Origin of the sequence: Pseudorhizobium xiangyangii, from assembly GCF_020531965.1 — a bacterium.
GTDB lineage: Bacteria > Pseudomonadota > Alphaproteobacteria > Rhizobiales > Rhizobiaceae > Neorhizobium > Neorhizobium xiangyangii.
In genome coordinates, this window is record NZ_JAJAWH010000001.1 from 99,127 (window position 1) to 119,516 (window position 20,390).

Consider the following 20,390-nt stretch of genomic DNA (forward strand, 5'->3'; position numbering starts at 1 on the left):
TTCACCGCTAAACCCGCCACATTGCCAACGAGACTGGCTTCCGTGCCGAGAATCGGCTCTTTTGACGTGAAAAGGATCGACCATGACCGATAGCACGCGCCCAACCGGCGAACTCACCCTGCGAACGCTCGCCATGCCCTCCGATGCCAATCCTGCCGGCGACATCTTTGGCGGCTGGGTCATGGCGCAGATGGACCTTGCCAGCGGCATCCGTGCCGCCGAGCGTGCGCGTGGCCGGGTGGTCACCGCCGCCGTCAAGGAAATGGCCTTCCAGCTGCCCGTGAAGATCGGCGACACGTTGAACGTCTATACCGAGATCACCCGGGTAGGACGCACGTCGATCACGCTGCTCGTGGAAGCCTGGGCCCAGCGTGCACGACACCGGATGCTCGAGAAGGTCACTGCCGGCACATTCATCATGGTGGCGCTCGACGAACAGGGCCGCCCCATGCCGGTCCCTGCCGACTGAGGCACCGACTGAGCCGCCGCCCGAACCATCATTGCCGCAACGCCTCTGTCAAAATTATAAGTACCCTCTTATATACCTGAATGATGGCAGGCTTTCTGCCTTCCGGGTAGGAGCACGATGCCGAAACATCGCCTCACAGATGCAGATGCGATCGAGGCGGGAATTCGCATAGCTCGAGCCCAACAGGCCGTCGGTTCGCTGACCCTCTCCATCTGGGCCAATTGCTTCATCGGCCTGACAACCGTCGCCATCCTCTGGAGCCAGAACCCGGCGCGTTCGCTGGTCGTCTGGTTTTGCGGCCTCGTCGTCCTGAACATGATGCGCCTGCTGATGTGGCGGTCCATCCACAGCAGGGATTTGCCGAGGATTGATCCGGAACTGACACTTCGCATCCTGGCTGCAGCAGCCGGTCTCGTCGGTTGCATCTGGGCCGTTGCGCCATTTCTGGAAACCACGCTGCTCGGGGCGGCGGCACACGCCTATATCATCTTCATCATCGGCGGCCTCTGCTGCGGTGCCATCGTCCAGAGCCCGGCCTCGTCAAACATCGCAATCGCCTTCTGCACGCCGCCCATGCTGTCGGCCATCGCCTCGCTCTTGTGGACGGGCACGACCGTCAACATCATCGTGGCGCTCGATGTCGCTCTCCTGATGGCCATGATGGTTCGCAGCAGCCGCAGGAGCCAGGCGGCATTCGTCGAGAGTCACCGCGCGCGCCTGGCAGCCATGTCGCTGGCGGATTCCCTGTCGACCGCCAATACCGAGATCCGCAAATCCAACGAACAGCTCGAAATTCTTGCCAGCCATGACCCGCTGACCGGGCTCGGCAACCGCACGGCCTTCAACCGGGGCCTGACGCAGATCCTTCAGCAGAACGGCGACGCCGGCTGGCCGGTCGCGCTGCTCGTCATCGATCTGGATCGTTTCAAGCTGATCAACGACACGATGGGGCACTCCGCCGGCGACATCGTGCTGACAACCTTCGCCTCCCGCCTGTCCATGTTGAAGGATCCGTCGGACCTCGCCGTGAGGCTCGGTGGAGATGAGTTCGCCGTCGTCGTCCAGGGCCCCTTGGCCGAGGAAAGGGCACAGGCGCTCGCACTGAAGATCCTCGACGCGGGCGCTCAGACCGTGCCGATCCAGGGGCGCTCCGTCACCAGTGGCGCAAGTGTCGGGCTCGCCGTCTTCCCCGAGCACGGCATCACCCAGGAGGACATATTCGCCTCTGCCGACATCGCCCTCTATGCCGCCAAGGAACAGGGCCGCCGCTGCGTCTGCATCTTCAATCCGGAGATCAAGCGGCAACTGGATCGCCAGAGGCTGATTGAGATGGCCCTCGAAAACGCAATCGCTGCGGGTGAGATCCGGGTCCTCTTCCAGCCACAGGTCAACCTGCTGGACGGAAGCGTTATCGGCTTCGAAGCGCTCATCCGCTGGAACCATCCGGAAGTCGGCCCCATACCTCCGCCGGAAATTGTGCGAGCCGCAAAAGCCCTTCATGTGTCCGACAAGCTTACCCTGCATGTCGCGACCGCCGCCGCCGACCTCGCCCGCCAGTTGCCGGACCTCGGCATGCACGGCGTGCCGGTCGCCATCAATGTTTCGCCCTGCGAGTTTTCCGCCTACCTCCTGTCGCAGAACCTGCTGGAAGTCGTGACCGCGGCAGGCATCCAGCCCTCGCAGATCGAGATCGAGATTACCGAGGAAGCGATCCTCGATACGGTCACCGCCGGCACGGAGCTTGCCCGGCTCGAACAGGCCGGCTTCCGCCTTGCGGTCGATGATTTCGGCATGGGGCACTCGTCTCTCGCCTATATCGTCGGCCTCAGGATCGACCGCCTGAAAATAGATCGCAGCTTCATCACCGGCATCGCCGCCAGCCGGGAGAACCAGGCGCTCGTGGCAGCCTTGGTCGGCATGGGCCGCGCACTCGCCATAGATATCGTCGTGGAGGGCGTCGAGACGGCCGAGGATGCCGAAGTCTTGCGGATGCTCGGCTGCCGCTTCGCCCAGGGCTATCTCTATGCCATGCCCATGCCGCCGGAAGTCTTGCTGGCCTGGATCACCGGTCAAAGGCAACCGGATCAGCCGCCGGTTTCCCTCGCCTGACGAGCCTCAGCCTCCCTCCGCTCCCGCCGTGTCCATCGCACGGGAAAGCACTGCAAAGACACGCGGATCGGCGCACTGCGCCACGTTGAAGCGCATGAAGGATCCTGCCGACTGCGATACGCTGAACACATCGCCCGGCGCCAGAACCACATCGTCCACCAGGGCACGCCGCGCCACGTCCGCCGCGTCCACGCCATCCGGCAGCAGGCACCACAGGAAAATTCCGCCACGCGGCTCGACCCACGGCACGATCCCCAGCGCCTTCAGCCGTATCCGCACCTCGCCCATCGCCCCAACCAACCGGTCGCGCATTCCGCTGATATGCCGGCGATAAGTGCCGTCCTTCAGCACCGCATGGACGATTTCCGCCGATACCGGATTGCCTGCAAAGGTGGTGGCGATCTTCAGATCCACCAGACGCTCGATCCAGTCCGGCCGGGCGGCGATATAGCCCGTGCGCGCCGCCGCCGTCAGCGTCTTCGAAAAGCTGCCGATCTGGATGACCCGTTCCAGCCCGTCGAAAGCGGAAAGCCGCGGCGCCGGTTCCGGCTCGAAATCGCCGAAGATATCGTCCTCGATGATCGTCAGCCCCGCCTCCTCGGCCAGCTTGAGCAGTCGGTGCGCGGTAACCGGCGAGAGCGTCGCTCCCGTCGGGTTGTGGATGGCCGAATTGGTGATGTAGAGGCGCGGCCTGTGCTCCTTGACGACTGCAGCGAACTGCTCGAGGTCGGGGCCGGTCGGGGTATAGGGCACACCGACGATCCGAACCCGATGCGCCCGCAAGAGCGCCAGGAAATTGAAGTAGCACGGATCGTCAACCAGCACCGTGTCGCCCGGCTCGACCAGCAGGCGGCACAGCATGTCGATCGCCTGCGTCCCGGACTCCGTCAGCATGATCTGCTCCGCCGGGGCCAACAGCCCGCGCTCGCCCAGTCGCATGGAGAGCAACTGCCGCAGCGGCGCGTGCCCGAGCGGCGTCCCGTAATCCGTCAGCTTCGCCGTATCCGCGCGCGAAAGTGTCCTCAGCGAACGCCGCAGCTCCTCCTCCGGCATCCAGGATGCAGGCAGCCAGCCGCAGCCCGGCTTTAGGACCTCCCTGCCCGCCTCCAGCGACTGCCGCGAGACCCAGAACGGATCGACCGCCCGGTCGAGGCGTGGCCCGATCTCAGCTAGGGCCAGCGGCTGTGGATTGCGCATCACATAGAAGCCGGAGCCGCGCCGCGACTGGATCATGCCTTCGGCCACCAGCCGGTCATAGGCTTCCACGACTGTCGAAGTGGAGACCCCCATGGTCTTGGCAAATCCGCGGATCGAGGGCAGCTTCGCGCCGGGTAACAGGGCGCGCCCGGCGATCCTCTGCCGGATCGCCATGGCGGTTTTCTCCAGCTGCGTCTCGCCAGAGGGCATCGATGACACGTCCATCTGTACTGCTCCTGCCACCATTACAGTTTGGGTAAACTGTAATGGACCGTCGCTGGAGAATCCATCCCTCGACGTCTATTGTCCGCGCAAACGGGCGCTGGACGCCAGAAACAGCAGGACATCATGGACAAGACGACAAGCGGCTGGCTCAACGGATTTATCGGAGTGCTGATCTTCAGCGGATCGCTTCCGGCGACACGCGCGGCGGTCGCCGACTTCCACCCCCTGTTCCTGACGGGCGCCCGCGCCGTCATCGCCGGCCTGCTGGCGCTTCTGCTCTTGGGGTCCTTCCGGGAAAAGCGCCCCGCTGCCGGCGATCTGATCGCACTCACCGTCGTGGCGCTTGGTGTCGTTGTCGGCTTCCCGCTGCTGACGGCCCTCGCGCTGGAGCATGTCACCGCCGCGCATACGATCGTCTTCGTTGGCCTTCTGCCCCTGGCGACTGCCATCTTCGGTGTTCTGCGTGGCGCGGAGCGCCCGAAACCAGCTTTCTGGCTGTTCTCCTGCATCGGCAGCGGGATGGTCGCAAGCTTCGCCCTCACGCAAGGGTTCACGGCATCACCGCTCGGAGACATGCTGATGCTTGCCGCGATCCTGGCCTGCGGCCTCGGCTATGCGGAAGGCGCCAGGCTTTCCCGCAGGCTCGGCGGCTGGCAGGTGATCTGCTGGGCGCTGGTCCTGTCACTGCCGGTAATGCTGGTGCTGGCGTTAGCAACCCTGCCGGCCACGTTCTCAGGCACCGGACACTCCGCATGGTTCGGCCTCGCCTACGTCTCCGTGTTCAGCATGCTGATCGGCTTTATATTCTGGTATCGCGGGCTGGCCCAGGGCGGCATCGCCGGCGTCGGACAGCTGCAGCTGCTCCAGCCATTCTTCGGTCTGGCGCTCGCCGCAACGCTTCTCGGCGAAGCCGTGAGCCCGTCCATGATCGCCGTCACCCTCGCCGTCATCCTCTGCGTCGCCGGCGCGAAGAGGTTCGCGCGGTAGAGGGATTAATGGCGCGACGGACAGCGATTCAACCCAACCGCCAGCGGCGACAAATGTGTCCGTTTACTGAGACAACATAAGGACTTGCCGTGGCCTCCGCGTCCACTTACGGTGACATGCACTGGGGCAGCGGATAGCAGGTTGGAATGGTCAATGCCGTCTTTTATCACAAGGACGACAGCATCTATAAAGATGTCAGAGGCAAGCTTTACCACTTTCCGGGCAGCTATCTGTCACGTGTCGTCCAGACAATCGGCAGCCTGATCGTCTATTACGGACCTTTGCCAAGTCTACGCAGCCGCTACTATTCCGGCATAGCCCGTGTACTTTCCGTTCAACCTGATCCGGATCTCGCGAACCACCACTACGCATTCCTCGACGAATACATCGATTTCGACAGACCAGTCGATTATCTAGAAGCCGGCGGCTTTGAAGGGCGGCTAGTTAGGCCTGACGGCTCGGTGAATGGCGGCCGCAGCGTCCAGGCGGTCCGCCTGATCGAAGAACGGGAATTCGCTGCGATCGTGGCCGCGGGACTCTCAGAACCCGACGAATGGCCCGACCGCATCGACAGCCCGGAGCAGAGACAAGAGATCGATGAACTCCCACAGGCCATCTACCTTGCCGACAATGACGCCCGTCCGATCCTGACGCATACGATCAACCGCCCCTTCCGAGACGCGAAATTCCGTCAGCATATCCGCAAAGTCTATGACCGCCGCTGCGCATTTACCGGCCTGCAACTGATCAATGGTGGCGGACGGCCGGAGGTTGAGGCTGCACATATCATTCCGGTCGAGCGCGGCGGCAATGATTCCATTCAGAACGGTATCGCGCTTTCCGGTACGGTCCACTGGATGTTCGACCGCGGCCTGCTATCGCTTGCGGACGATCACCAAATCCTCTGTTCGCGGCACCTGAATGCCGATGTCTCGCATCTGCTGGTTCCCGACCTGATCGCCCGCGTGCCGAGTGCCAGACATCAAAGGCCGCATCCCCACTATCTGGCTTGGCACAGGGAAAACGTCTTCAAGCAGTGATAGAAGCGGCCACTCCCGCCCGTTTCCCTTTTGTACTCATTTTACCATCCCGGGCCCTTCACTTTCGCCGGGACTCTCTCCATATTCGCGGCATGGCCAGATCCCCGAAAAAGTCTCCCGCCTCGAACCCCGGATTCAGCAAGGGTTTCGAGGAAGCCCCGCAATCGTCCTTCGAAGGCGCGCCGCTGGAAGGCAGCGTTTCCGACTGGGTGAAGCAGCTCGAGGCAGAGGCGGAGATGTCCGGCGTCGAGACGCAGCGCGAGATCGCCTCCAAGGCCGGCAAGCACCGCAAGAAGATCGAGATCGCGGCCCGCGAGGAAGCCATCAAGGCCGCGGCCAAGGCGGCCCCGAAAACGGCCAAACACACCACCGCCCAGAAAACCTCGCGCGGCGTCTCCATCGGCGCCTCGTCCGACCCGAAGACGCGCGCCGCCGCCGGCCTCAATCCGGTCGCCGGCATGGATGTCTCGCTCGAGGATGCCGAAAGCCTGGCGCCCGGCGCGGTCACCGCCACCGTCGAGGCGCTGTCGGCGCTGATCGAAAGCGGCAACCCGCTGTTCAAGGACGGCAAGATGTGGACGCCGCACCGTCCCGCCCGGCCGCCGAAGTCGGAAGGCGGCGTCACCATCCGCATGACGTCGGAATACCAGCCCGCCGGCGACCAGCCGACCGCGATTGCCGATCTCGTCGAGGGCATCGACAACAACGAGCGCTCCCAGGTCCTGCTCGGCGTCACCGGATCGGGCAAGACCTTCACCATGGCCAAGGTGATCGAGGCCACCCAGCGCCCGGCCGTCATCCTCGCCCCCAACAAGACGCTCGCCGCCCAGCTCTATTCCGAGTTCAAGAGCTTCTTCCCGGACAACGCGGTCGAATATTTCGTCTCCTATTACGACTACTACCAGCCGGAAGCCTATGTGCCGCGCTCGGATACGTTCATCGAGAAGGAATCCTCGATCAACGAACAGATCGACCGCATGCGCCACTCCGCCACCCGCTCGCTCTTGGAGCGCGACGACTGCATCATCGTCGCCTCGGTCTCGTGCATCTACGGTATCGGCTCGGTCGAAACCTACACCGCCATGACCTTCCAGATGGCGGTCGGCGACCGGCTGGACCAGCGCCAGCTGCTGGCCGATCTCGTCGCCCAGCAGTACAAGCGCAAGGAGATCGATTTTTCCCGCGGCTCGTTCCGGGTGCGCGGCGATACGATCGAAATCTTCCCGGCCCACCTTGAGGATGCCGCCTGGCGCATCTCCATGTTCGGCGACGAGATCGACAGCATCACCGAGTTCGACCCGCTCGCCGGCCACAAGACCGGCGACCTGAAATCGGTAAAAATCTACGCCAATTCGCACTATGTCACCCCGCGCCCCACCCTCAACGGCGCCATCAAGTCGATCAAGGAAGAGCTGAAGCACCGCCTCGCCGAGCTGGAAAAAGGCGGCCGCCTCCTGGAAGCGCAGCGGCTGGAACAGCGCACCCGCTACGATATCGAAATGCTCGAAGCCACCGGCTCCTGCGCCGGCATCGAGAACTATTCGCGCTACCTCACCGGCCGCAATCCCGGCGAACCGCCGCCGACGCTGTTCGAATACATCCCCGACAACGCCCTCCTCTTCATCGACGAAAGCCACGTCTCCGTCAGCCAGATCGGCGGCATGTACCGGGGAGACTTCCGCCGCAAGGCGACGCTTGCCGAATACGGCTTCCGCCTGCCGTCGTGCATGGACAACCGCCCGCTGCGCTTCGAGGAATGGGATGCCATGCGCCCGCTCACCGTCGCCGTCTCGGCCACGCCCGGCAACTGGGAGATGGAACAGTCCGGCGGCGTCTTCGCCGAACAGGTCATCCGCCCGACCGGCCTCATCGATCCGCCCGTGGAAGTCCGTGCCGCCCGCTCCCAGGTGGACGACGTGCTCGGCGAAATCCGCGAGACCGCAGCCAAGGGCTACCGCACGCTCTGCACCGTGCTCACCAAGCGCATGGCCGAGGACCTGACCGAATACCTGCATGAACAGGGCGTGCGCGTCCGCTACATGCACTCCGACATCGACACGCTGGAACGCATCGAGATTATCCGCGACCTGCGGCTCGGCGCCTTCGACGTGCTGGTCGGCATCAACCTTTTGCGCGAGGGTCTGGACATCCCGGAATGCGGCTTCGTCGCCATCCTCGATGCCGACAAGGAAGGCTTTCTGCGCTCCGAAACCTCGCTCATCCAGACGATCGGCCGTGCGGCGCGTAACGTTGATGGCAAGGTCATCCTCTATGCCGACAAGGTCACCGGCTCGATGCAGCGCGCCATGGACGAAACCAGCCGCCGCCGCGAAAAGCAGGTCGCCTATAACGAGGAACACGGCATCACGCCGGAATCGGTGAAGCGCAACATCACCGACATCCTCGATTCGGTCTACGAACGCGACCACGTCCGCGCCGACATTTCAGGCGCCGCCGGCAAGGGCTTTGCCGATGGCGGCCACCTGGTCGGCAACAACCTGCAGGCGCATCTCAACGCGCTCGAAAAGGACATGCGCAACGCCGCCGCCGACCTCGACTTCGAAAAGGCCGCCCGCCTGCGCGACGAGATCAAACGCCTCAAGGCCGCCGAACTGGCGGTCATGGACGACCCGATCGCCCGGCAGGAGTCCAAAGCCATGGAAGGCACCGGAAAGAAGGGCAAGGGTGCCGCAAGCGCAAGGAACTCCCTCGCACTTATGGGGACGGTTGGGGATGGAAAAGCCTCAATCGAAACCCCTCCCGGTCCTTCGGACCACCCTCCCCACAAGGGGGAGGGTTTACCGGAGCAAGCCTCCTACTTCGCCAAACCCACGCTCGACGACATGGGACCGGGCACCGACACGGCCACACCGCTCTTCCGCCGCAACACGCTCGACGAAATGACCGTCGGCCGCACGGAAAAGCCGGTCGACAAGAGGCGTGGAGGGCCGGAGGCCCGACAGGGAGACGAAAAAATCCCGCTGCCCGAACGCCCACCGGAAACCTACTCGACCAAAAAACGCTTCTCGCCGCTCATGGAAGGCCAGCCGGAACGCGGCCCGGCCGACAACCCGCGCCCCATCGTCCGCGGCAAGGTCGGCGCGGGAAGCTACGAGGATCCCGGAGAGCAGAAGCGCAAGAGCCGCACGAAGGGCAAGACGGGACGTCCGGGGCGGTAAATATTTATCAACCTGACAAACCTAGAAAATAACGATCGTTATCCGGGCATGCTCGCATGAATATTCAAAGAAACATCCACGAAATGAAGATCAAAGTAAGCTGTGCTGGGTGGCTACAGGCTCGGTATGGCGGCGTCGGTGTGGGCACGCTAATTAACGAGTTTAGCGCCAACAGATCTAAAGCACGAGCTGACCTCGTATATATCTCTTCCACTGAAATCGTCGCAGTGGAAATCAAAAGCAGCAGTGATAAAATCGGGCGATTAGAAAGTCAGATCTCATATCTTCGGACGCTTTATAACCGCGTTGATGTAGTAACAACTTGCAAGCACATTGCGAAAGCGCGCGCAATCTGCAGTAACCTGCATGTTGGACTCCATCTGGTCGACGGGGAAAAATTCACCACAGTTTTGAAGGGACGGCGCAGGAGCATTGGCGCGCTCACACTCGAAAATCGTGTATTCCCGAAACATGTTCGGCAGAGGAGAGATTTTCAAGCGACCGAGAGTTTCTATCGCAACTACCTAGTTCAGAGATATGGTGTCTCCCAGCTCTGTAAACTGCAATCGAGCGACGACCACAACATGGACCCTGGATTCATACGGAGCTTAAATCCTCACTACATCCTCAGCACACAAGCAAAACAGAGGCGCGATTTATACTACGAAGAACTTCAAGCTTTATCGACAAATCTTCAGTCTACCCACTCTTCCTCTAAGTCCTCTGCTGAAACATCTACACCGTAGAGCGACTGCTTTGTGAGATGGATATTTATTCGACACGCTGTTGCTTTAGCAGGTGACGTTATTCCAAAGGGGCTGCGTAGTTGGGTGATTTTGATCAACTGCGTTCCCCAGACATTGAGATTTTCATCCCAATCTGGACTCTCGGTCGCCATATCCGCCATTTGGCCGTAAGCCTCGATTCTTCGCTCCCGAAAGTCGTCGGCGCTCTCGCCATCTTCTTTTACGCAGTCGCTTCGGAAGAAATTCCAGTGCGATTGTGTTGGCAGATCAATCCTCGGGCGCGGAACACCTCCGCCGCCTTGCTCACTCGCTCTCGCACTACCGCGATCACTGAAGACCAATCCCCCGACTTCGGAATTTACGATATTAAAAAAATTTCGCTCAAAGATCTCTTGTGAGTTTCTGGCCCCGAAGGCAGATGGGAACGTGGTTGAAGAAAGAGAGATTACGGATTCGGGCAAGCGCTCTCTAATGTAAATTACATCCTGTATCGCGGGTATGGCGCTCGCCAAAAGCTTCGAGTCTCTCTGACCATAATCGATCACTATTGTGAATTGGATGTTTGGACGTAGGGCCAGCAGATCTACGATCGGAGCAACAGGCAATGCAGCGTGGCCGCCGAATGTTCGATCTATTCTTACCCCAATTCGGTGGTGATGCAGTTCTGCTGCGCGATCGATTTGTGCCAACAACTGCTCGGAGGATTGAGCTCCACGAAGCTGAAGCACTGGCATCGCTTGATGCAGTTGGCCCACAAATTCAATCCAGTTACCAAAGCCATGAGCAGGATCACGTAATTGCTCTATCTCCGAATACGTATCTGATCCAGCAGCTGGGTAATATTCGGGATCAAGTTCAGCAAACCAAGGACGACTTGGAAAACCGTGAGAAATTTTGTCCAACCCACGAGATAAAGCACCTCCGCCTAACCACGGTTTAACAAGAATAAGAGGGGTCATTCGATCTTTTGAAAGATCTGGCAATTCGGAAAGCGCCACCACTTCAGCTGGCCGAATTGAAAGCACTGGTATATATGACATCATTTCATTCCCAGTCGAATGCGCATAGCTTCTTCGGACACACCGAATTTCGCAGCCAATGGCGAAACCACATCCGCCAATCGCTCGACAGCAAGTTCCGCCCTAAGCTCTTTTACCTTTTCAACTGGCATTAGAATGTCTGAGGCTAACCGGTTGGCTTCTGCCTCATACAGGTCACTAAGTTTCGAGCGATACAGAATGTTGTCACTGATGCCTGATCCGATTAGATGCCTATGCAATAGAAAGTGGGCCAACTCGTGAGCAAGAGTAAATCTCTGACGATATGACGGCTCGTGCTTATTGATTACTATTTTATGCCCGTCACTCGACGGAAATATCATTCCGGATATACCAATATCCAATGTTGAAACCTTCAATTCAACACCAAATGATTTGACAACTTCGCCAATTTTTACTGGAATTTCCTCTTGAAACTGAGATATCACTCCCCTTACTTCAGGTGAAAGTCCAGACCACTCCTTAGAATATTTAGTCATTCCCCGTACTCCGATTCAGGATTGGGGAAGTCGCGATCAGAAATCCTCCCACGTTGTAATTCAGCGACAAGAGCGTTTACACGCGCAACAATAATCGAATGAAGCTCCCCATCTTCGCTTAATTGTTCATTTGTGTGATCAGCCGCGGCATTTATTGCCGCGCTTTGTAGAAGACTAAAGCCAAAGGCACCAACAACAGCTATAATTATTCCGAGAGCTGTCAACATTATTGACAAGGCTGAAAGGACGACGGTTATTGTCGTTGCCGAGTCAAAATTAAGGTTCATCTTAGGAGAGTCCTGAAAACTGATAGCTCCAGAAAATATAAACGCACTCAATATAACGCCACCGAAGAAGCCTCCTAAAGCCACTCCGGTCGTGAACGTTGCTCTTTTACGACTCTTAGTCATAGCGTTGATTCTACCAAGCCGCGATAAGCTATATTTGTTACTTCTACCTGCAGATGCAACTTGCAAGAACAACATATCCACGACAGCTGCGCATCGTCACAGCAACACCACCCTGTCAGCGCATAAAATCTCCGGACGCTCCCGGCATCGAATGCTGCAGCCCGAACAGCCGGTCGTGGTTACGACGCTACGGGACCCGAAACATATAAATGCCGCGAGCGTGCTGGCAGCCGACAGCCACAAGACACGGCTTCCCGCCTCGACATTCCGTCCCCAACCCGCAGCCCTGCACCCCACATCGATGCGACGACTTTGCACGCCCCGCTAACCCTCCATCAACCCATCGATGCCATATCTCCCTCGACCAGCCAGGAGGGAGAAACACATGGCAATGATCGGCTTCAAGAACACCCACAACCAGCCCGTCTACGTCAATCCTGCGCAGGTCCTCTACGTCACCATGTTCGAGCCCGACGTCTCGGTCATCGCGCTCGCCGTGGCCGGCACCGGCGGCAAGCCCGTGACCCTGCACGTACGCGGCAGCGTCGAACTGGTGCAATCCAAGCTCTGAGATTGCGGCAGCGGCGACGGGCCACCTCGGGATGAGGTCTTGGCTCGGCGGCCCCTAATACACTCCGTCATTCCTGTCCTCGGACTTGATCCGGGGATCGGTCACAGGAATCCGGCAGCGCCATGTCCATGGCGCGCAAGACTCAACGATACGCCGCAGCAGTTCTCTCGCCGCGCAGACGCGCGGAGGCTGGATCCCGGCCCAAGGCCGGGATGACGGGGGAGACGATGGCCTACGCCGCCGGCAGATCCCGCCCTCTCGCCATCCCCTCCGCCCAAAACCGCACACCCACCCACGAAAAATCAAACACTTCCACCCATCCACATCCCCGTCCCCGAAACCCGTGCCTACAATCTCCCCGTTCCGCCCTCGGATACACTGCAAGGCGTTGCAGCGAGGCGGGGCCGGCGCGGGTCGTGAGGGTGAGACGCAAAACCTCATGGTTCGGGTCCGTGTGAAAATGGTTTCCCTCCGGCGACACGGGGGAAGCGGGACAGGTCTCGGACCGGCCACCCGCTTCTGATGCCCGAAAGAGCGCGCCGGGCGTGCCTGTGCGGCACACATGAGGGCTCGACGGATGGTTTCGCCGGATCTTTGAAAGTCCGCCGAGAACATCGGGAAACCGGCGGCCAAAGCCGTCCGGACGGGCCTTTGCAGAGAAACCGGAGTCACGGGCAGAAACCGCCGAACGGGGCGCTGAGAGGTGCCACCCAAACCAAAACCTTGCGAGGCAGCTTTCAGCGCCCCGTCCGTTCAACGAAAACCGCAATCGCCAAGGGGTCAGCATGTCCAAAGCCGAGCAGACCGCCATCGACGCCAATCTCGCCGGACACACGGCCGACATGCTCGCGCTGCCGCACATGGCCTGCTGGCGGCGCGACTGCCGTCGCCGCAACCGTTGCTACTGGCACTTCGCGTCGCGCGGTGAACCCTGCTGCCTTAAGAACCTGACGGAGGACGAGCGCCGCGTCTTCGACGAACTCTATGCAGACGCCGTCCTCGTGCGCGACAACTGGCGCGGGCTCAATTTGATACCGGCCACCCAGCGAAAACGAGACCTGCGGGACGCCGCCTTTGCCATCGTTCGCGCCGCCCTGCCCCGTTGCGACCGTCGCCGGTTCGCCGCCCGCATGCGCGCCCGCGCGGCGGAACGCCCGGCTCCGGCGGGCTCTCCGGAGGCCTGGGACCGGGAAGCCTTCGAGATCTACCTGATCTACCGGCCCCGCGGCATGTAGTGCCGGATGGAGGACGACACCCCTTCCCTCGCGGGCCGGTGTCGCCTAGGGTTCCGCCATGCTTCATTTCCGTTTTCCCGCCCCGCCCGCAGCCCCCATCTTGCTTGCGCTTTCCGCACTCGTCCCGGCTCTTGCCCTGATCGCCCTGGCCCCGGTCGCATCAGCCCAGGAACAGGCGTCCGCCTTTCCGCCGGCGCCGCGTCCGCCCGCGCAAGCGTGGCAGCCGGTGGAGCAGGTGAAGACCTATGCCGTCTCCGGCAGCTCCGGCATGGCGCTCTACCAATCGATCGGCGAGCGCGGCCCGTCGGCCGGCCTCGGCGCGGCGATTGCCCATACCGCCTTCAAGCTCACCTGGACGCGCGACTATCGCCCGCAGCCGGACGGCTCCTGCACGCTGGCGATCGCCAGGCCGAAGCTGATCGTCACCTATACGATGCCGAAAGCGTCGAAGGATCTGCCCGCCGGCCTGAGGGAGAAGTGGCAGCGCTTCATCACCGGCGTCGAGAAGCACGAGCGGGTGCATGGCGACCAGATCATCAACATGGTGCGCGGCATCGAGGCCTTCAGCATCGGGCTGAATGCGCCCGACGATCCGCAGTGCCAGAAGGTGCGCGCCAGGCTGCAGGCGCGGCTGAAAGGGTTTTCCGACGAGCGGGTGCGCCAGAGCCGCGACTACGACAAGGTCGAGCTGACGGAGGGCGGCGCCGTCCACCAGCTGATCCTGGCGCTGGTGAACGAGCCCTGATCGTCGGGGGCTGAACGAGAAGACCCCCCGCAGCGGCGCTGCGAGGGTGTCTGCCAGGATCTGGCACGAGCAGTGTTGGTTGGCTTACTGCTGCTCCTGCGTTTCGCTGCGCAGCCCTTCGAAGGCCGGGGCGTCTTCCAGCTGCTGGCGCGTCACGTTCAGCACGATCCGCTCCGGCAGTCCGTCCGGGCCGATCTTGATGGCCCCCTCGTTGGCCGGGGCCTTTCCGGCATTGCCGGCGACCAGCGGGTCGTCGCCGGTGGCCGGCAAGCCGGTGCCGTTGGTGGTGTCCGGCATGGCGGTATTGGCGGGCGCCGCATTATCCGGCGTTCCCGGAGCCGCAGCCGGCGGCGTGGTTGTCTCGGTCGAGGCGGTGGTTTCGTCCGAAACCCCGCCCGGCGCTACTTTCGGATTGGCGGCGGAGGCGGCATCCGCTTCGGCCTGCGTCGCGCCGGGGCCGAGCTCCAGCGCGCTCATATCGACCGCAACGTCCTTCTCGCCGACGCCGAGGAAGCCGCCGACGCCGATGATTACCGCATTCATCGAGCCGTTCTGGCTGACGAGGACGTCGCTGATCGTGCCGATACTTTCACCGTCGGTGCCATAGACCTGCTTGCCCTCGAAATCGCTGACCCGCCACGCCCCGGTTTCGGGAACGGTCACGAAGGGGCCGGCGGTCGTGGCGCTGGCATCCGCAGACTGGTCCATCGCGGTCGCGCTGCTCTGGGCACCACTATCGGCTGGCGTGTCGGGATTGGTGATCGTCGTCCCCGCCTCGCCGGTCGTCGTCTGCGCAACGGCAGCCAGCGGGAAGGCGGCGGATAGAAGAAGGATCGGAAGCAGGCGCTTTGTCATTGGGTGGCTCCTTGGTCATGCGAATTGAACAAGGGGCAAACCCACTGAAACTTAGAAACGTTCCGCATCTCGCGTTTATGTGAAGTCGCGTCAGCCGGCCCGCAGCTGAGCCTCGACCTGCTGTTTCGGACCGCTTTCGATGTCGACCGCGGCAAAGGCCACCTCGATCACCTCAGAACCGGCACCGGGCTTGGTCGATTCCGTCGACAGGATCTGCCGGTATCGGCGCGCCCCGACAAAGCCCTGAAACAGGCCGACCATGTGGCGCGTCACGTGGTTCAGCCGCCCGCCCGATGCAACCACTCCATCCGCATAGGCCATCATCACGTCGCGCAACGCGGTCCAGTCCGTCTCCCGGTGCGGCTCTGCGAAAAATCTCCCGTCCACCTCCGCCAGAAGTCCGGCATTCTGGTAGGCGGCGCGGCCGAGCATCACCCCGTCCATATGGGCAAGGTGCGCGGCCGCCTGGTCGAGGTCGCCAATGCCGCCATTGATGCCGATGAAGACATCCGGGTTCTGCTGCTTCATCCGGTAGACGATCTCGTAGTCGAGCGGCGGCACCTCGCGGTTTTCCTTCGGCGAAAGACCCTTCAGCCAGGCCTTGCGGGCATGGATCCAGACGGCGTCCGCGCCGGCTGCGATCACCCTGGCCAGGAAATCCGGCAGAACCGCTTCCGGCTCCTGCTCATCGACGCCGATCCGACATTTCACCGTCACCGGAACGGTCGCCACGCGCTTCATGGCGGTAACGCAATCCGCAACCAGGTCCGGCGTCCTCATCAGGCAGGCGCCAAAAATCCCGGACTGCACCCGGTCCGACGGACAGCCGACATTGAGGTTGATCTCGTCATAGCCGAAGTCCGAGGCGATCCGCACCGCTTCCGTCAGCTTTGCCGGGTCGGAACCGCCGAGCTGCAGTGCCACCGGGTGTTCCTGAGGCGAAAACGACAGGAGGCGCTCACGCGGCCCGTGGATGATCGCGTCGGCCACCACCATCTCGGTATAGAGCAGCGCATGCCCCGTCAGCTGCCGGTGGAAATAGCGACAGTGGCGATCAGTCCAGTCGATCATCGGCGCAATGGCGAAGATCTTGCGGTCGTCTTTCAGGGCGGAGGCGTACATCGAAATCCTTTCGTTGGCGCCGCTCTTACAGCAAGTGCGGCCTGTCCGCCAGTTTTGCCAACCGGTCCGGAGGCGATAGGATTATAGCGTGGAATCGCCCATGGTGGACGACCCGACAATTGAGACTGGACAGACCGGAGGACAAACCATGCCGCTCTACGCCCTCGGCCAACTCGAACCGAAGCTCCCTGCCCCGGACCGCTACTGGATTGCACCCAACGCGACGGTTATCGGCGATGTCAACGTCGGCGAGGATGTCGGCATCTGGTTCGGCGCCGTGCTGCGCGGCGACAACGAGCCGATCCTGCTCGGTGCCGGCACCAACATCCAGGAAGGCGTGATGATCCACAACGACCTGGGCTTTCCGGTCGCGATCGGTACCGGCTGCACGATCGGCCACCACGCCATCATCCACGGCTGCACGATCGGCGAAAATTCGCTTGTCGGTATGGGCGCGACCATTCTGAACGGTGCAAGGATCGGCAACAACTGCCTCGTCGGCGCCAATGCGCTCATCACCGAGGGCAAGGAATTTCCGGACAATTCCCTGATCGTCGGCTCGCCTGCGAAAGCGATCCGCACGCTCGACGACACGGCCGTCGCGGCACTGAGAAAATCCGCCGCCCACTATGTCGAACGGTGGAAAATGTACGCACGGGATCTGCGGCTGCTTTAGGCGCAGCTCTCGCAAAGCCCGCGGATTTCGATCGTCCGCTTTTCCGGCTTGAAGCGCTGGCCACGTGCCCAGTCGTCCAGCCGATGATCGACCTCATGGTCGTGGAACTCGATCACATGACCGCAGCTGTCGCAGATGGCGAAAGCGACCGTGCCATGACCGTGCGAGCCGCAGCAGGCGCTCTGCTGATGGGCACAGGCGACAAAGGCATTGAGGCTTTCCAGCCGGTGCACCATGCCGTGTTCGAGCAGCTTGTCGAGCGCCCGGTAGACTTGCAGCGGCGCACGAAAGCCGTTGTCGCGCAGCTTGTCGAGGATCGTATAGGCGCTAAGCGCGCTCTCCGACTTCGTCAGCACGTCGAAGACCAGCGTCTGGTTCTTGGTCAAGGCGGGCGAAGTCATGGGCGTACTCCTTTATTCGTCACTCCGTCCGATCGGTTTGACCGCGTGACGGGCAGCAGGCTCAGGATGAAGAACACGAGCGCGGCGACCACGATCGAAGGACCGGATGGCGTATCGTAATGTAGGGATCCGAACAGGCCTCCTACAACGGCCAGCGCCCCGATCAGCGAAGCAAAGACTGCCATTTTCTCGGGGCTTGCCGCAAAACGGCGTGCGGTCGCGGCGGGAATGATCAGGAGTGCGGTGATCAGCATGATCCCGACAATCTTCATGGCAATGGCAATGACGAGGGCCATCAGCAGCATGAACAGAAGCCGCGCACGCTCCGGCTTCAAGCCTTCGGCCTCTGCGATGTCCTCGCTGACAGTGGAGGCCACCAGCGGACGCCAGAGGTAGACGACAGCCGCCAGAACGACGAGGCCACCGCCCCAGATCAGCGTGATATCCTGGCGGGTCACCGCCAGAATGTCGCCGAACAGGAATGCCATCAGGTCTATCCGTACCCATGTCATGAAGGCGACCAGAACCAGACCGATTGCAAGCGTCGAGTGTGACAGGATGCCGAGCAACGCATCGGCCGACAAGGCCTTCTGTCGCTGCAGGAGAAGGAGTAGCAGCGATACGATAACCGCCACGCAGAAGACGCTGACCAGCAGGTTCAACTGCAGGAGCAGCGACAGCGCTACTCCAAGCAGTGCCGAATGCGCCATCGTATCGCCGAAATAGGCCATGCGCCGCCAGACGACGAAACAGCCGAGCGGTCCGCTGGTGAGCGCAACGCCGACCCCGGCGAGCAGTGCACGGACGAAGAAGTCGTCAAGCATGGCGGCCGGTCTCCCCCGCCTGATCGGCATGGCTATGTTCGTGACCGTGATGATGGTCATGGTCATCGTGGCCGTGATGAGCATGGTCATGGTCGTGATGGCCGTCGGCCGGGTGGCAATGGTCGGTGATCGAGCCGTCGCCATGCAGCACGCGGCCATCCGGCAGATGCGTGTGGTCGTGGTCGTGGCTGTAGAGCGCAAGCCCGCGCCCGGCGCCGCCGAACAGGCGTTGATAGTCCTCGCTGCGGCTCACCGTCTCGGGCGTGCCACGGCAGCAGACATGGCCGTTCAGGCAGATGACCGTATCGGTGCCGGCCATGACCATGTGCAGGTCATGCGAAATGAGAAGGATGCCGCAGCCCGTCGTGTGCCGGATCTGGCGGATAAGGTCATAGAGCGCCGTCTCGCCGGCGAAATCGACGCCCTGAACGGGTTCGTCCAGGACGAGAAGATCGGGTCTGCGAGCAATCGCCCGCGCCAAAAGGGCACGCTGGAACTCGCCTCCCGACAGATGGCGGACTTCGGCGTCGATGAGATGCGGAATGCCGGTGGCGGCAAGGGCAGCGTCGAGATCGACGTCGGAGAGCTTGCCTGTCAGCCGCATCAGCCGGCGCACCGACAGCGGCATGGTCCAGTCGATGGTCAGTTTCTGCGGGACATAACCGATGCGCAGATCGCCGGCGCGACGGACCGAACCTTCGTCGGAGCGAAGCACGCCTGTCACAAGCTTTGCCGTGGTGGACTTGCCTGCCCCGTTAGGGCCAATGAGTGTCAGAATTTCGCCGCGGCGGATGGTGAGATCGACACCCCGCACAAGCCAGCGCTTGTCCCTGTAGACACCGGCGTCTTTCAATTCGACGAGCGGTTCGGAAGTCGAAGGATCAGCCTGTTTATTCATCAGCATCTTTTTCTGGCGCCCTGTTGCCTGAGGCTATGACACACGTTATAGCATAACGCAATTGATGTAATAACATTACATTTCAAGACAAGGATGCAGTGATGAGACCAGCGGCCCTTCTCCTAGCAACGTCGGCACTTTTCGGCGCCTCCGCCGCAAACGCGGCACCTGATGTTGTCGTATCGATCAAGCCGATCCACTCGCTGGTCGCATCGATCATGCAGGGGGTCGGAGAACCGGCGCTGATCGTGGAAGGCGCCGCCTCCCCGCATACGTTCACGATGAAGCCTTCCAACGCCCGCGCGGTACAAGGCGCCGACATCGTGTTCTGGATGGGTCCCGGCATGGAAGCATTCCTTGAAAAGCCGCTGGAGGCGCTGGCATCGGACGCAACGGTCGTCAGGCTCGATGATGTCGAAGGCCTGGAGAAGCTGCCGTTCCGCGAGGGCGGCGCATTCGAGGCGCACGATCATGGTGACGATCACGGTCACGCGGGTTCACATGATCACGCTGAAGCAGCGGACGGTGACGACCATGAAGGGCACGCCCACGGCGACCATGGTCACGACGACCATCATCACGGCGAGTTCGATACCCATCTCTGGCTTGACCCCGCCAATGCCAAGGCCATGGCGGCAGCTATCGAAAAGTCGCTCGCCGCTGCCGATCCGGACAACGCCTCTGCCTACGCAGCAAATCTCGATGCGTTGAACGGCAAGATCGACGTCCTGGACAAGGAGATCACCGCGACAATCGCCCCGATCAAGGAAAAGCCCTTCATCGTCTTCCACGATGCCTATCAGTATTTCGAGAGCCATTACGGTGTGCGGGTCGTCGGCTCGATCACGGTGAGCCCCGAAGTCATGCCGGGAGCCGAGCGCGTGACCGAAATTCACGACAAGGTAAAGGAGCTCGGCGCCACCTGCGTCTTCGCCGAACCGCAGTTCGAGCCGAAGCTGATTCAGGTCGTTACCGAGGGCACGCCTGCGAAATCCGGCACGCTCGATCCGGAAGGCGCGAGCCTCACGGAGGGACCGGCACTCTATTTCGACCTGATGCAGTCGATCGCCACCAACCTCAAGATTTGCCTCGGCCAGGACACCTGAGCCGACCAGTCTACAAGCGAGGCGGGCTCTGTCCGCCTTTCTATTTTGAATCAAGTGT

General features: G+C 61.5%; 19 protein-coding genes. 10 read left to right on the forward strand and 9 right to left on the reverse strand.

The annotated features are described in order from the left end of the window. The first annotated feature begins 82 nt into the window (after positions 1-82). Both LH464_RS00465 and LH464_RS00470 read left to right on the forward strand, forming a co-directional pair. A complete protein-coding gene (locus LH464_RS00465; RefSeq protein ID WP_226784381.1) occupies positions 83-469 on the forward strand; it encodes an acyl-CoA thioesterase in 387 nt (128 codons plus the stop codon). A gap of 117 nt (positions 470-586) precedes the next feature. After that, positions 587-2,578, forward strand: coding sequence for a putative bifunctional diguanylate cyclase/phosphodiesterase (locus tag LH464_RS00470; RefSeq protein WP_226784382.1), 1,992 nt, complete (start codon positions 587-589; stop codon positions 2,576-2,578). Between the two features lie 6 nt (positions 2,579-2,584). Here the strand turns inward: LH464_RS00470 and LH464_RS00475 are convergent, their stop codons facing one another. Further along, entirely contained in the window at positions 2,585-4,000 is a 1,416-nt protein-coding gene (locus LH464_RS00475) for an aminotransferase-like domain-containing protein (RefSeq protein WP_226784383.1), read from the reverse strand. Between the two features lie 123 nt (positions 4,001-4,123). Here LH464_RS00475 and LH464_RS00480 point away from each other — a divergent pair, with 123 nt between their 5' ends. From LH464_RS00480 to uvrB, 3 genes are all read left to right on the forward strand, one after another. Continuing rightward, entirely contained in the window at positions 4,124-4,987 is an 864-nt protein-coding gene (locus LH464_RS00480; protein ID WP_226784384.1) for a DMT family transporter, read from the forward strand. A 146-nt stretch (positions 4,988-5,133) separates the two neighbouring features. Next, on the forward strand, positions 5,134-6,027 hold the full coding sequence (locus tag LH464_RS00485) for an HNH endonuclease (RefSeq protein WP_226784385.1): 894 nt from the start codon (positions 5,134-5,136) through the stop codon (positions 6,025-6,027). A 92-nt stretch (positions 6,028-6,119) separates the two neighbouring features. Further along, positions 6,120-9,206 carry an excinuclease ABC subunit UvrB gene (uvrB, locus tag LH464_RS00490; protein ID WP_226784386.1) on the forward strand — a complete coding sequence of 1,029 codons (3,087 nt, stop codon included), beginning with the start codon at positions 6,120-6,122 and terminating at the stop codon, positions 9,204-9,206. Positions 9,207-9,900: 694 nt separating this feature from the next. On the opposite strand, the gene LH464_RS00495 is transcribed toward uvrB, so the two are convergent. Genes LH464_RS00495 through LH464_RS00505 form a run of 3 tightly spaced genes read right to left on the reverse strand, consistent with a single transcriptional unit; the run spans position 9,901 to position 11,899 of the window. Continuing rightward, positions 9,901-10,995, reverse strand: a complete 1,095-nt coding sequence (locus tag LH464_RS00495; RefSeq protein WP_226784387.1) for a beta family protein — start codon at positions 10,993-10,995, stop codon at positions 9,901-9,903. Then, on the reverse strand, positions 10,992-11,489 hold the full coding sequence (locus LH464_RS00500) for an ImmA/IrrE family metallo-endopeptidase (protein ID WP_226784388.1): 498 nt from the start codon (positions 11,487-11,489) through the stop codon (positions 10,992-10,994). The genes LH464_RS00495 and LH464_RS00500 overlap by 4 nt, the downstream gene beginning before the upstream one ends. Continuing rightward, the gene (locus LH464_RS00505) at positions 11,486-11,899 is read right to left on the reverse strand and encodes a hypothetical protein (RefSeq protein WP_226784389.1); all 414 of its coding nucleotides are present in this window, start codon (positions 11,897-11,899) and stop codon (positions 11,486-11,488) included. Before LH464_RS00505 ends, LH464_RS00500 begins: the two co-directional genes overlap by 4 nt. A gap of 385 nt (positions 11,900-12,284) precedes the next feature. Here LH464_RS00505 and LH464_RS00510 point away from each other — a divergent pair, with 385 nt between their 5' ends. From LH464_RS00510 to LH464_RS00520, 3 genes are all read left to right on the forward strand, one after another. Further along, a complete protein-coding gene (locus tag LH464_RS00510; protein ID WP_226784390.1) occupies positions 12,285-12,470 on the forward strand; it encodes a hypothetical protein in 186 nt (61 codons plus the stop codon). Positions 12,471-13,255: 785 nt separating this feature from the next. Then, complete coding sequence (locus LH464_RS00515; protein ID WP_226784391.1) at positions 13,256-13,705, forward strand: hypothetical protein; 450 nt, start codon at positions 13,256-13,258, stop codon at positions 13,703-13,705. A gap of 58 nt (positions 13,706-13,763) precedes the next feature. Then, a complete protein-coding gene (locus LH464_RS00520) occupies positions 13,764-14,450 on the forward strand; it encodes a DUF922 domain-containing Zn-dependent protease (protein ID WP_226784392.1) in 687 nt (228 codons plus the stop codon). Positions 14,451-14,534: 84 nt separating this feature from the next. Here the strand turns inward: LH464_RS00520 and LH464_RS00525 are convergent, their stop codons facing one another. Next, positions 14,535-15,305, reverse strand: coding sequence for a PRC-barrel domain-containing protein (locus LH464_RS00525; RefSeq protein WP_226784393.1), 771 nt, complete (start codon positions 15,303-15,305; stop codon positions 14,535-14,537). 90 nt (positions 15,306-15,395) lie between these two features. Then, the gene (gene dusA / locus LH464_RS00530; RefSeq protein WP_226784394.1) at positions 15,396-16,427 is read right to left on the reverse strand and encodes a tRNA dihydrouridine(20/20a) synthase DusA; all 1,032 of its coding nucleotides are present in this window, start codon (positions 16,425-16,427) and stop codon (positions 15,396-15,398) included. A 148-nt stretch (positions 16,428-16,575) separates the two neighbouring features. On the opposite strand from dusA, the gene LH464_RS00535 reads away from it, so the two are divergent. Next, on the forward strand, positions 16,576-17,103 hold the full coding sequence (locus tag LH464_RS00535; protein ID WP_226784563.1) for a gamma carbonic anhydrase family protein: 528 nt from the start codon (positions 16,576-16,578) through the stop codon (positions 17,101-17,103). Here LH464_RS00535 and LH464_RS00540 read toward each other — a convergent pair. The 3 genes from LH464_RS00540 to LH464_RS00550 are packed head-to-tail and all read right to left on the reverse strand — an operon-like array spanning position 17,100 to position 19,232. Further along, complete coding sequence (locus tag LH464_RS00540; protein WP_226784395.1) at positions 17,100-17,504, reverse strand: Fur family transcriptional regulator; 405 nt, start codon at positions 17,502-17,504, stop codon at positions 17,100-17,102. The two genes, LH464_RS00535 and LH464_RS00540, sit on opposite strands and share 4 nt — an antisense overlap. After that, the gene (gene znuB / locus LH464_RS00545) at positions 17,501-18,328 is read right to left on the reverse strand and encodes a zinc ABC transporter permease subunit ZnuB (protein WP_226784564.1); all 828 of its coding nucleotides are present in this window, start codon (positions 18,326-18,328) and stop codon (positions 17,501-17,503) included. Before znuB ends, LH464_RS00540 begins: the two co-directional genes overlap by 4 nt. Further along, positions 18,321-19,232 carry an ATP-binding cassette domain-containing protein gene (locus tag LH464_RS00550; RefSeq protein ID WP_390624890.1) on the reverse strand — a complete coding sequence of 304 codons (912 nt, stop codon included), beginning with the start codon at positions 19,230-19,232 and terminating at the stop codon, positions 18,321-18,323. Before LH464_RS00550 ends, znuB begins: the two co-directional genes overlap by 8 nt. A gap of 92 nt (positions 19,233-19,324) precedes the next feature. On the opposite strand from LH464_RS00550, the gene znuA reads away from it, so the two are divergent. Further along, positions 19,325-20,332: a zinc ABC transporter substrate-binding protein ZnuA gene (znuA, locus tag LH464_RS00555; protein WP_390624891.1), complete on the forward strand. Its 1,008-nt coding sequence runs from the start codon at positions 19,325-19,327 to the stop codon at positions 20,330-20,332. The last annotated feature ends 58 nt before the right edge of the window (positions 20,333-20,390 follow it).